The organism is Psychrobacter sp. Sarcosine-3u-12 (assembly GCF_002836005.1).
In the GTDB taxonomy this organism is placed as follows: domain Bacteria; phylum Pseudomonadota; class Gammaproteobacteria; order Pseudomonadales; family Moraxellaceae; genus Psychrobacter; species Psychrobacter okhotskensis.
In genome coordinates this window covers 47,050-59,734 of the sequence record NZ_PJBY01000104.1, presented here as the reverse complement: position 1 = coordinate 59,734, position 12,685 = coordinate 47,050, and the positions used below count along the sequence as shown (strand labels likewise).

10 protein-coding genes and 1 tRNA gene are annotated in these 12,685 nt (G+C 43.2%); 5 read left to right on the top strand and 6 right to left on the bottom strand.

All coding sequences use genetic code 11. The features are described 5' to 3' along the window. Window positions 1-54 precede the first annotated feature (54 nt). Window positions 55-1,674: a CYTH and CHAD domain-containing protein gene (locus CXF65_RS10500; RefSeq protein WP_101212009.1), complete on the top strand. Its 1,620-nt coding sequence runs from the start codon at window positions 55-57 to the stop codon at window positions 1,672-1,674. Between the two features lie 114 nt (window positions 1,675-1,788). On the opposite strand, the gene CXF65_RS10495 is transcribed toward CXF65_RS10500, so the two are convergent. After that, window positions 1,789-2,337 (bottom strand): L,D-transpeptidase, encoded by a 549-nt coding sequence (locus CXF65_RS10495; protein ID WP_101212008.1) that lies wholly within the window; start codon window positions 2,335-2,337, stop codon window positions 1,789-1,791. A 125-nt stretch (window positions 2,338-2,462) separates the two neighbouring features. Here CXF65_RS10495 and CXF65_RS10490 point away from each other — a divergent pair, with 125 nt between their 5' ends. Further along, window positions 2,463-3,728 carry a hypothetical protein gene (locus tag CXF65_RS10490; protein WP_101212007.1) on the top strand — a complete coding sequence of 422 codons (1,266 nt, stop codon included), beginning with the start codon at window positions 2,463-2,465 and terminating at the stop codon, window positions 3,726-3,728. A gap of 267 nt (window positions 3,729-3,995) precedes the next feature. Here the strand turns inward: CXF65_RS10490 and CXF65_RS10485 are convergent, their stop codons facing one another. Further along, on the bottom strand, window positions 3,996-5,234 hold the full coding sequence (locus tag CXF65_RS10485; RefSeq protein WP_025651358.1) for an argininosuccinate synthase: 1,239 nt from the start codon (window positions 5,232-5,234) through the stop codon (window positions 3,996-3,998). Between the two features lie 362 nt (window positions 5,235-5,596). Between CXF65_RS10485 and pyrC the strand changes: the two genes are divergently transcribed. From pyrC to CXF65_RS10470, 3 genes are all read left to right on the top strand, one after another. Then, window positions 5,597-6,667, top strand: a complete 1,071-nt coding sequence (gene pyrC / locus CXF65_RS10480; protein ID WP_101212006.1) for a dihydroorotase — start codon at window positions 5,597-5,599, stop codon at window positions 6,665-6,667. A 332-nt stretch (window positions 6,668-6,999) separates the two neighbouring features. Beyond that, window positions 7,000-7,659, top strand: a complete 660-nt coding sequence (gene rnt, locus CXF65_RS10475; protein WP_101212025.1) for a ribonuclease T — start codon at window positions 7,000-7,002, stop codon at window positions 7,657-7,659. Window positions 7,660-8,229: 570 nt separating this feature from the next. Further along, window positions 8,230-8,305, top strand: a tRNA-Glu gene (locus CXF65_RS10470). A 366-nt stretch (window positions 8,306-8,671) separates the two neighbouring features. Here CXF65_RS10470 and CXF65_RS10465 read toward each other — a convergent pair. The 4 genes from CXF65_RS10465 to eno all read right to left on the bottom strand — a co-directional run bounded on the left by CXF65_RS10465 (window position 8,672) and on the right by eno (window position 12,387). Beyond that, window positions 8,672-9,241: a BLUF domain-containing protein gene (locus tag CXF65_RS10465; protein WP_227502375.1), complete on the bottom strand. Its 570-nt coding sequence runs from the start codon at window positions 9,239-9,241 to the stop codon at window positions 8,672-8,674. A gap of 495 nt (window positions 9,242-9,736) precedes the next feature. After that, window positions 9,737-10,513 carry a 2-C-methyl-D-erythritol 4-phosphate cytidylyltransferase gene (gene ispD, locus CXF65_RS10460; RefSeq protein WP_051395118.1) on the bottom strand — a complete coding sequence of 259 codons (777 nt, stop codon included), beginning with the start codon at window positions 10,511-10,513 and terminating at the stop codon, window positions 9,737-9,739. Between the two features lie 132 nt (window positions 10,514-10,645). Further along, on the bottom strand, window positions 10,646-10,954 hold the full coding sequence (locus CXF65_RS10455; RefSeq protein WP_101212005.1) for an FtsB family cell division protein: 309 nt from the start codon (window positions 10,952-10,954) through the stop codon (window positions 10,646-10,648). A gap of 113 nt (window positions 10,955-11,067) precedes the next feature. Continuing rightward, on the bottom strand, window positions 11,068-12,387 hold the full coding sequence (gene eno / locus CXF65_RS10450) for a phosphopyruvate hydratase (protein WP_101212004.1): 1,320 nt from the start codon (window positions 12,385-12,387) through the stop codon (window positions 11,068-11,070). Window positions 12,388-12,685: the final 298 nt, after the last annotated feature.

Below are 12,685 nucleotides of genomic sequence, written 5' to 3'. Positions count from 1 at the left end.
TTTCATACGATGTTATTAAGTTGATTATAATTATCAAACAACTAGGAATATACGATGCAAGAAATAGAGCTGAAATTTTTGGTACCGGAGGCACGGTTAAAAAGTCTAATGCGTCAAGCTCAAGTCAAATCGTCACAAGTACTGCAACTGGCCGCACATTATTTTGATACCCCTGATCAGCAACTGGCGCAAGCGGGTATTGGTCTGCGTATTCGTAAAGAAGGCGATGCTTGGGTACAGACCATCAAAGCAGGTGGTGATGGTATTGCGGCGCGCTTAGAGCACAATGCCGTATTGAATAATGAGCAGGTACAAGCAATGCTCGACAAGCATGAGCTCATGCCAGATTTAACGATTTATCAGGACACGCCAATTGCACCAGCATTGGCGGTATTTAACCTCAAAAAACTGGCCAAGCAGCTCAATCGTCAGTATGTCACTGATGTACGGCGTACCACGCGCTTGCTGGTAGAAGAGGATAGCGAGCAAGGCGACAATATGATCGAGATGGCGTACGATTATGGCGAAATCATTCATGGTAATGATGATAATCATCGAGAGGCCATTCAAGAGATCGAATTTGAGCTAATCTCAGGAGATTTAGATTTTTTATTTATCACCGCAAAAAGCTGGTGTCAGCGTTATAAACTCTGCTTGTCTACCGTGACGAAAGCGGAGCGCGGTGGTCTACTTATCCAAGGACAGCCCCATAGCCCAGCAGTTAGCGCTAATCTTAGTCAGCTAATGGTTAAAAAAGACGGCAGCATGCCCGCCTTTGTCCGTGCGGTAGTCCATAACTGTCTGCTACAAATACTGCCAAACAGCAGTGCTATCGTCGCTGACAGCACAGATGATGCGCATGTTCTCCAATTGCGTATCGGTATTCATCGCCTGCTTACTACGCTGAAAGCCTTTGCAAGCTTCTCTGATGAGATCAACCCGGATTGGCCGCTGATACTGAAACAAACCGCCAACTTATTGGCTGATTATCAAGAGATTTCTTATCTTGCCAGCCATATCGAGCCGAAATTACAAGAGCATGGCGCGCCTGTGGTTGATTGGTCTACAGATATGAATACGGTCAAGATTAACCCTATCGATGCAGTACGAGCCAATGACTTTCAACTGACTTTGCTCGAGCTAATAGCTTTTACCATGAGTGACCCAAACCTTGAGCCCAAAGCTGATAAGCTTGCCCGTGATAAAATAGTAAAAGTACTTAGCAAACAGCATAAAAAAATGCTCAAAGCTATACAAAATCTTGATGATATCAATAATGCTGAACCAGATAGCTCTAACTTAGAAGGCCATGATTTGGAAAGTCATAATTTATATAGGATGGATTCATATAGCAACGATAAACAGCAAGCCCAGCATAAATTACGCTATCAGCTAAAAAACTCACGTTATATCAGTGAATTTGCCACGCCGTTATTGCGTAAAAAAGGGGCTAAAAAGAAAAATAAACGCGGGTTAAAACGTCTGATCAAAGCGCAAAAAGCACTGGGGCGATATCTAGATCATAATCAATACCAACAGCGTTATCAGCAAAAATCCACAGTGGATACCAATGCTTTGTATGGCGCCGGTTGGTTTGCTGCGAGGCTAAGTGATGACTATAATCGCCATCATAAACGCTTGGCTAACGTTAAAGATAACGATATATTTTGGTAGTCACCATTAGGTAGACATATTTATATCGACATGAACGCTTAGAAAAGACAGCTCAATGCATTATGGCTATCTTTTTAAGTTTCATTGTTTATTAATACAATACCATTGAAGGGTTTATAAGATGTCTTTCTCACTCGCTACAATCGTGACGGGTGTACCCTCTTCGACTTGTTCAAACAAATCGATAATATCTTGGTTGCGCATACGCACGCAGCCATGTGAGTAAGGCGCGCCCATCGGTTCGCTGTCTGGTGTGCCATGAATATAAATATAACGCTGATAAGTATCGCAGCCACCTTGGCTATTGCGACCTTTATTAACCCCTTCCTCAACGCCGCTTAACCATAAAATACGGCTCAATATCCAATCACGCTCAGGATGTAGAGCCCTAAAGTCGGCACTATATACTTCCCCTGTAGGCACACGACCGACAAACACAGCATTACGAGGTGCGCTACTGCCTATTTTTTCTGCGATAACATGCTGGCCGAGCGGCGTACAGCCACTGTCTTGCTGGCTGCCAATGCCATTTTTGGCGGTAGAAACTAAGTATTGAGCGAGCTCTTTATTCTGCTGATATACCGTCAAGGTCTGCTGAGCGATATTAATCAGTAACGTCGTAGCGATATCTGTATTTGGAGCAAGGTCTGCGTTATTGGTCATAGCGGTCTTCCGGCTGTCATTTGGAGTATTATTAGCAAAATGATTGAGATTTTCTATTATTAAGGGATTGTATCAAGGCTTTTGGCACCGTAATATAGGGGCACACTTTTTGATGCTAGCAGATTATGACGACTATTTCACCGACACGTGTGTCGATGTATGATTTTCTATATCAAGATACCCAGCCGATGGTGTCATTATTGGCTGATGCCGCCAAGCTTTCTTTGCCGCAAGCGCGCTTGGCAATTGATTGCAGTTTGCAGGCCATTATTAGTGCCCTTCTCGCTTATCAGCAGCGCTATCAAGGTCAAGTCGTTAGCAAAAAGCTGTTTGGACGCAGTGCTGTCAAAGAGCTTAGGCAATACAACTCGATGAATTTTGCGACCATCAGTGCGACGTTATACCATCGCCACGATGCTGCAGACGCCATATTTAACGATAGTGCTCGCGTGATAAAGGCCAGTGAGTACATTGCAAACCGCATTGATGCTACGACGCCACAAGTGCAGATTTTACTGACATCGCTATGCGTGATTGTGCTGCGCGAGCTGGCTATTTTAGCGGAATACAGTCAGCTTGATAATGATGAAATTAATAAATGGTTTGCATTGCAGCCACAGTTTTTGTCGATAGATCGATTCGCCGCCGACCAGACCCAGATAATGCCTACGACCTTAGCCGACACTGATAATAACAAAAGCAGCACTTTGTCTTCAGACGCTACAGAAATAGTATCGGAAGATGGTGCAGAATGTGAGTTGTTAGATGCAGAGCAACTCTTAAGTACGCCACCACCTTTCGATCCTTATTGGTACAAACTGAATAATTTTAAAGCTGATAATTATGAGCCGGCACAAGATATGCAGCTGGCTACTGGCAATTACTTAAAGGCGATTGGCCGCTCTACTGAAAACATTCAGCAAGGTGGACACAATGATTTATTGATGTTTGCAGAAATGACTGCCGTTACCTTACCGCATCAGCGCTGGCTATTGCAGTTGGCCAAGATTTCAGAAATATATTTACAACGTAATCGGCTACGTATTACCTCAGAACCTGCTACCCCGCCAAAACCGCCGCTGGTTAGCTTAGGGTTGATCGGTGGGAACAATGACAATACACCGGCCACTACCAGTGAAAAACCGATTGAATATGATGCGGCCACACCACTTTGGAAAAACCCAGTGATTCTTATCATTATTGTGGTCATTGGTGTGCTTGGGGCGCTGGCTACTTTAAAATACCAAACGCAAAAATCTAACGGTGCCGTTCCAGCAACCGAAGAGGTCTTAGCGCAAGAACGCAGCGAGGAACGTCAGCAGCAAGATGTGGCCATTGTCATGGTAGATGATGAAGCAGCTGGTGGCACAGAAAAAGCGAAAACTGAATAGATATCAGCAATACCATCGCGTTTTCAGAGTATTTTGGCGATACAGTTTCACCAATCACTATCATCCATAAAAAAGCAGAGACACTATCAATATAGGTCTCTGCTTTTTTTGTGATTTATCAGCTCAATTAACTATTATCTAACGATAAATAGCTAGAAAGCTTATACCATGCACAAAAATTAGAGTAGTAAGGAAAAAGAGTGCAAATACTACGCATTGTAGGTTAAGCGATTTTGACACAGCTAATCGTCTTTTTGGCGTTTGGTATTATTTTGATAAATCACGACCACGGCTGGCTTCAATCGCTAGACGTAAGCCATTCAAACGAATGAAACCTTCTGCGTCTTTTTGATCATAAGCACCAGCATCATCTTCAAAAGTGGCAATTTTTTCATCGAACAATGAATCATCAGACTTACGACCGACGACGCTCACAGCGCCTTTATACAGCTTCACACGTACGGTGCCGTTGACATATTCTTGTGACTTGTCAATTAATGCCTGTAGCATCATACGCTCAGGGCTAAACCAGTAACCATTGTAAATAGTCTTGGCATAACGAGGCATTAGCTCATCTTTTAGATGCGCCGCTTCACGGTCAAGCGTCAAAGATTCGATACCGCGGTGGGCTTTTAGCATAATCGTACCGGCTGGGGTTTCATAGCAGCCGCGTGATTTCATACCGACATAACGGTTTTCGACGATATCTAAACGACCGATACCATGCTTACCACCAATCTCGTTGAGCTTAATCATCACCTCATAAGGCTTGAGCGCTTCGCCATCAATCGCAACGATGTCGCCTTTCTCATATTCTAGCTCTAAATACTGTGCTTCGTCAGGGGCTTGTTCTGGGCTAACTGACCAGCGCCACATGTCGTCTTCTGCTTCGGCATACGGATCTTCTAGGATACCGCCCTCATAAGAGATATGCAGCAAGTTGGCATCCATTGAGTACGGAGATTTTTTCTTATTGCCCGCATAATCAATCGCAATATCATGCTCTTTGGCATATTCCATCAAGCTCTCACGACTCGATAAATCCCATTCACGCCAAGGTGCGATTGTCACCACATCTGGTGACAAGGCAACAGCACCTAGCTCAAAACGTACTTGGTCGTTACCTTTACCAGTCGCGCCATGACTGATGGCATCAGCGTTATGTTCTTTAGCGATTTCAACCAAGCGCTTGGCAATGAGTGGACGCGCAATAGAAGTACCTAGCAGATACTCGCCTTCATAAATGGCATTGGCACGGAACATTGGGAATACGTAATCACGAGCGAACTCTTCACGCAAGTCTTCGATATGGATATGTTTGATACCCATGGCTTTAGCTTTGGCACGCGCCGGCTCCACCTCTTCGCCCTGACCGATATCAGCGGTAAAGGTAATCACTTCGGCATCATAGGTTACTTGTAGCCACTTCGCGATGATTGAGGTGTCAAGACCACCTGAATAGGCCAGTACGATTTTATTAATATTTTTTGGATCAAGCTGAGCCATGAATAACTCCTATTATGAGAATTTATTGTCGAATACATTTAATAAGACGTAAAAATGCGAATGATGGGATAAAATCAATAAAAGATATATTGCTTGCTCAGTGTACATCATATTTACTATTGGCAAAAGTGTAACTGCCACAGGGTACTAGCTTTTGCTGTCAATGCCTCTGTCATCCCTCTGCATTATTTGTCCAAAAATACACACTCATGATGATAAGAACAATAACCCATGAATGCTGCAAAGACATTTTGCCGCTTATCTAGTCACGTATTTAGTCGCACTGACAAATCTGTTATTATAGCCACACAGTATCATTCCCTATTATTCCCCAATACGACGATATAGAGCGCGACGACACTATGACTGATTCGATTACAGAATTGACCATCCTTCAGCCAGATGATTGGCATATTCACCTTCGTGATGACAGCGCCTTAGCCACTACTGTACCGCATGCAGCCAGTAGCTTTAACCGTGTTATTTGTATGCCAAATCTAGTGCCGCCTGTCAAAAATGTTGACGATGCGCGTGCCTATCGCGCACGGATTATGCAGCAGCTACAAGCCAGTGACTTATCTGCTGAGCGCCAAGCCGCATTTGACCCGCGTATGACGTTATACTTAACGGACAGAACGACAGCACAAGATATCGAAATGGCAGCACAGTCGGGTATCGTTCAAGCAGTCAAGCTCTACCCTGCTGGTGCTACCACCAACTCTGCGGATGGTGTCACTGATATCAACGCCTGCGTAGATGTCTTTGAAGCGTTAGAAAAACACAACCTACCACTGCTATTACATGGTGAAGTGACGCAAGACCATGTGGATATTTTTGATCGCGAAAAACGTTTTTTAGATGAGGTACTGGCACAAATTATCGTTAAATTCCCAACACTAAAGATTGTGGTAGAGCATATTACCACCAGTGATGCCGCTGACTTTGTCTTGGCGCAAGGCAACCATATCGCTGCTACCATTACGCCGCAGCATTTGATGTTTAACCGCAACCATCTATTGGTCGGTGGCATCAAACCGCACTTTTATTGCTTGCCTATCTTAAAGCGTGAAAGCCATCAAAGAGTATTGTTGGATGTTGCTACCAGTGGCAATCCAAAATTTTTCTTAGGCACTGATTCTGCTCCGCATGCCACAGATAAAAAAGAGGCTGCGTGTGGCTGTGCTGGTTGTTATAGTGCGGCGACTGCGCTACCGTTATATGCGACCGCTTTTGATAGTGTGGGCAAAATAGACAAACTTGAAGGCTTTGCCAGTCGTTTCGGTGCCCAGTTCTATGGGCTGCCTGTTAATGACAGCACAATTACCCTCATCAAAACACCTATGCAAGTACCCGCAGACTACCCATACTTTGACGGTAGCTCACTGACACCGCTTATGGCTGGTGAGACGTTGCCTTGGTCTCTTAAAGTGTAACGCTTGCTCAATGCTAACAGACCCTAGTTTATTCTAAAGTATCAGTGATACCCTTGTGGCAAGCGGTGTGGCTGATATTTTAGTTTGTTCTTGATTTCATTTTTTAATTCAATACCACTGCACGACTGATAAAAGCGATTTAACTTAATATGACCACTCAAACCGATGCGACCTTGCCTGCAGACGACCCATCAAATAACGTCGCTAATAGTCATCCAAATAGTGACTTAGCGACTGATAACACTGATAACGTTAATAACATTGATACTAGTAGCGTCGACGCTAACAACACCGACAGTAAAGTGGTGCCAGATAATGACACCCAAACACCGATGAGTCTAAGAGACCGTTTTCGTAAGTTTATGCCTGTCGTGGTCGATGTCGAAACCGCGGGTTTTAACTCGCAGACCGATGCTTTATTAGAGATAGCTTGTATTCCGATTTTGCTGAATGAGCACGGTGTATTTTATCCCGGTGACGCTTTTAATGCCCATATTGAGCCTTTTGAAGGTGCCAATTTAGAACCAAGTGCCCTCGCCTTTACGGGTATTGACCCCAATAACCCAATGCGGAAAGCCATTGCAGAAGATGAGAAAACGGCACTACGCCGCATTTTTAAGGGTTTAAAAGAAGTGCGCCGCGCTGAAGACTGCCGTCAATGCGTGTTGGTCGGTCATAACGCCCACTTTGACTTGGGGTTTTTAAATGCAGCGGTGCTACGTACTAACAGTAAAAGCCACAACCCTTTCCATAACTTTTCCGTCTTTGATACCGTAACCCTCGCCGCGCTTGCTTTCGGTCAGACAGTATTGGCACGCGCCTGTAAAGCTGCAGGTCTTGACTTCGATGGTAAAGACGCCCATTCAGCCTTATATGATACCCAAAAAACAGCCGAGCTGTTTTGTCATATCCTTAACCACTATCCTATGTTGTCTAATGCTTTACATACCGAACAAAGCAAAGTAGAGTTAACAGATAACGACACGCAATAAACGGTTATTTTTACAGTAATAACTGATCGTTTGCCAAAGTTGACGATCGTAATTTTGCAATACCTTGATGACTTTGACATCTTGATTTCACAATCAATAAGGATATGATTGATACCACGATAAGTAAGGTGGCTACTTGGGCCAATGTCATGTAGCGCTGTTAAAAGGAATTAATAGCTCACTTACTTGCCACTATTTTGCTCTCAAACAACACCGTTATATCCTATAGATGGTTTAAGTCGCTCACACTGCCCTGATAGCTGAGGTTATTGATATCGATAATGCCCCTGCTGTTAAGGCTTAATAAGAGGGACTTTATTATGGATCCACAGCTTAAATTATGGGGCACCATCATCGGTTATATGCTCCTCGCCTTAACCATTAGTGGCTGCACATCTTTATGGATTCGCCACCATTTAAAGAGTAATGACCTACATCCAAGTCGTGCACTCAAAAAAAGATACTTAATATTAAAAAGACGAAGAAAAAGGCTTGACAGCAAACGCAGACGCCATTAAAATACGCACCACTTCAGCATAAATGGTGAAAGCAGCTGAAGCGTTGTTACTAGTCCCCATCGTCTAGAGGCCTAGGACACCGCCCTTTCACGGCGGTAACGGGGGTTCGAATCCCCCTGGGGACGCCACTATTTGGCGTCACTGATTAGCACTTTTGCTGTAAAGCATAAGATAAGACTAATAAGCGTACCATCAAAAAGTCCGGTCACATTCTATTGTGACTGGACTTTTTTTATCTCTGTATATTCTCTTAATATTTCAGATGACTACACTACTAACGCTGCCAGCTTACAACCCACTCCACTCTCAAATATAGACGGGCATGGATACGGTATCACCGACTAGCCACTTATTAATTGTTTGATTATCTATTTTGAGCGCTGATCTTCTGATAAAAAAGTGCCTTATCAAATTTTTATCGCAAAAAAGCCAGCAATCTTAGCTGGCTTTTTTTATAAGCTGTCTATCCATAATATCTTAAAAATTATGGCAAGCTAAAAAATCTTGTCTGATAACACAAACCAAAGAAGTGCCAATATAATGAGTGCACCCAATACCGTCTGAATTAAGAAAAAGGCTTGGTGCTGACCAACGACTTTACCTAGCGTTAAACCTAAGGTGCTGTATTGGATCGGCTGACTGTCGATCTCGCCTGTTCTGACCTGCTGTTCATAGTAACCTTGCAAGATATCTAAAAACTCCGTCCATTCGTCAGTGTTCCACTCATAGGGCTTGAATGGCATAAACCTTTTAAGCTTAGGCTCTTTAATCATCCAACGTTCAAGAGTGATAGAGCGCAATGACCAACCAGCGAAACGACGTTCTGCTAGCGCAGAAAAATCTAAAATGTTTAGATCTTTATGTCTATCGTCCATTACTAAGCGATTTTTGAGATTGGTTAATGCTTGTTCGCTACCTTCTACGCACTGTAAAAAATAACCATTGCCGTAGCAAAGAATACCCGTAATATTATCAGTTTTGTTACGCTTGCTGGCGACTTCTGCGATATCGTTCAGTGTACTGGCATTTGATAGACCAGTCGACGTAATGCGGCTCAAATACACAAGTTGGCAGAGGTCTGTCGTGACTGGATTTGTTGAACTATTGACTGTTGACAATCAGCTTCTCCCTATTATCAGGTAAATTTAGCTAAGACAACCATACTAACTTTTGAAAAACACATAGAGACAAGACAATTAGGATGTCAAATTGGCTTGATACATTATTGATTTTATAAGTATTTATATTAATTGTATTAAGTTGGTTACATCATAGTTTAGTTTGGTCATCAAAGCAACCTATGATTATCTTATAACACTACTTATGTATACTAAACGATCATTTAGCATTATATATATTGAGTATGTGACATATAACGATATATTTTTGCTGTCTAGTACGCTACTTTTTAAGAACAAAAATGGATATCAGCGGTGCCTAATGTATTGATATTACTTTTCACTGACCATAGCTAACGGCTTACGCGTTAAAATGAATAGGTACAGTAAAGCAATCACTCAAAAATTTTAAGTGATTGTTTAAATATCTTTGAGAAATGATTAGGACTGAGCGTTGAGAATCGCTGCTAGCAATGTAGCGTCGTCTGGATAAGTGAGTTTTATGTTTTGACGACTGCCAGTCACTAAACGTATAGGGAGATTTAGATGTTCAAACGCGCTTGCTTCATCGGTAATATCTAGCTGATGCTTAGCGACATGTGCGAGTACTTGCTGCAACTCACCTAGGCGAAATACTTGTGGGGTTTGTGCTTGCCACATATTACTGCGGTCGATAGTGCGTTTAGCATAAGAGTGTGAGCTGCTGCTATTTATCGATGTATTAACAAGCTCAGATTGAGCAGTAGAATAGACATATGACTCTTTTAGCGTATCAGCCACTGGCGTCGCTAAGATAGCACCATAAGGCTCTGACATCGCTGCCTCGATAACTTGATTAATATCATTACTGGGAACGGCAGGGCGCGCGGCATCATGAATCAGCACTAAATCTGAATCGTCAGCACCTGAATGACTGATTGCCTCTACCCCTGCCTGTACTGATTGCCAACGTTCAGTGCCGCCAATGGCATAATATATAGGAAGTGCAAAATCAAGCGTCTGCGCTGTGCTGTCATCTGCTGCGATGACCAATAAGCACTTGTCAATATAAGCACTTGACGCAAGCCGTGCCACGCTATGCTGTAGCAAGGTTTGCCCTTGCAAGATTGTATATTGCTTAGCAATAGACGCACCGAAGCGACTACCGCGACCAGCGGCGACAATCATGGCGTGTATATTAGGTGTGGTATTCATAAGGTGGTTTTGATTGATACTCATGGTTGGATTCCATGATGATAGGACGGGGAGGAAGTGAAAAAGAGGTTTAGATTTTGACCATAAATATTTTAAGACCAATAATGTGACTACTGTAAATAGTAGAAAACACTCATTTTGTAAAATTAAGAGCGATTAATAACGGCTGTGCGTCGTCGGCGCTGTTGATACTTGTACAAAAGTCTCATTTGGCTTGATTAAGCCCAAATCTAAACGCGCGTGCTCTTCTACTGCCTCAAGACCATTCTTTAGGTCATAAACATCAGTACGCAATAAATTATTTGCAGCCACTTGGTTGTCGTTCAGACGCTGCTGATCTTCAATCTGAGTCTGTAGTTTATTACGCTCAAAGCGACCATTTTCACCCAACCAATACTGATATTGCAGCCCTAACAGCACAGCGACCGCTAAAGCAAGTAAGATAAATTGGCTAAAGTATTTCATGTGATAACGCCAAACGATAGAGAAATAGTAAAATGAAAGTTGATGACGTCAGCCAGACGATATATCACCATAGTAATGATGAATATCGCCTAGCATCAGCCATTAATTTAAGCTTATTGGCCACGTAGACCGATAAACTCTTCACGGCCACGGTAGCTTGCTCGTACTTGCTGCTCAATACGTAGCAGCTGATTGTATTTCGCAACGCGGTCTGAACGGCATAATGATCCCGTTTTAATCTGACCAGCAGCTGTACCAACGGCTAAATCTGCAATGGTGCTATCTTCAGTTTCACCTGAACGATGCGAGATAATCGTTGCATAGCCGTTTTTCTTCGCCAGATAAATCGCATCTAGCGTTTCTGACAAGGTGCCGATTTGGTTAAATTTGATCAAAATTGCATTGGCAATATGCTTATCAATCCCTTCTTGCAAGATAGCAGGATTGGTCACAAACAAATCATCGCCAACCAATTGGACTTTATCACCAATCTGCTCGGTCAAATACTTCCAACCATCCCAATCAGACTCGTCAAGACCGTCTTCGATAGAGATAATAGGATATTGACGTGCCAAGCCTACTAGATAGTCTGAAAAGCCTTGGCTATCAAAGGATTTATTACCCTCGCCTGCCAAGATATATTGACCGTCTTTGTAGAATTCGCTGGCCGCGCAATCTAACGCCAAATGAATGTCTTCGCCTGCTTTATAGCCGACTTGCTCAATCGCTTGCATGATAACGGTGATGGCTTCTTCATTGCTACGCAAGTTTGGGGCAAAGCCGCCTTCATCGCCAACCGCCGTATTCAAGCCTTGTGCTTTGAGGACAGATTTTAAGCTATGGAAAATCTCTGTACCGGCACGCAGCGCTTCTGAGAAGCTAGTAAAACCAACAGGCTCAATCATAAACTCTTGAATATCAACGGTGTTATCCGCGTGCTCGCCACCGTTTAAGATGTTCATCATCGGTACCGGCATCGTCAATGACGTCTGATTGCGCAAGTTAGCGATATACTGATGTAGTGGCAGATTTTGTGACTTGGCAGCTGCTTTGGCAGTTGCAAGAGAGACTGCTAGCATGGCATTAGCGCCAAGGCTGTCTTTGTTTTCTGTACCATCGAGCGCAATCATAGCATCATCAATGCCTTGCTGCTCGGTGACATCTTTGTCCATCAATGCACTGCGGATCTGGCTATTAACGTTGGCAACAGCTTTTTTGACGCCTTTACCCCCATAGCGACTTTGGTCGCCATCACGTAGCTCTAATGCCTCACGTGAGCCAGTTGAGGCGCCACTTGGGGCAGCAGCACGACCGATCGTGCCATCAGCTAAGATGACATCGGCTTCAATCGTTGGGTTACCGCGCGAATCTAAAATCTCACGGGCGCGAATGTCTTTAATTGCGGCGACGTTGGTGGTTTCTTCAGCGTACATAATATCTGTTAATTCCTTTGGTCATGCCAAGTTTGTGGGATAAATAACGGCAACTAGAATACAAAAAAGATAAAGTAAAATATCGTATAGCACATATGCTCAAACCAGCTTTACTTAGCTATATGATCAGTAAGTTTTGAGCAGGATTAAAGGTATTTTTAATACTTTAACCCTCAGCTATAGTGCTTGGCATCATAGCATAAATTTTGCCAAACTTCCCTTATCTTACACCAACTTGCGCGCATAAAACCAGATATGGTCAGCAATAATCGGCCGTTATCATATCTCATTATAAGCG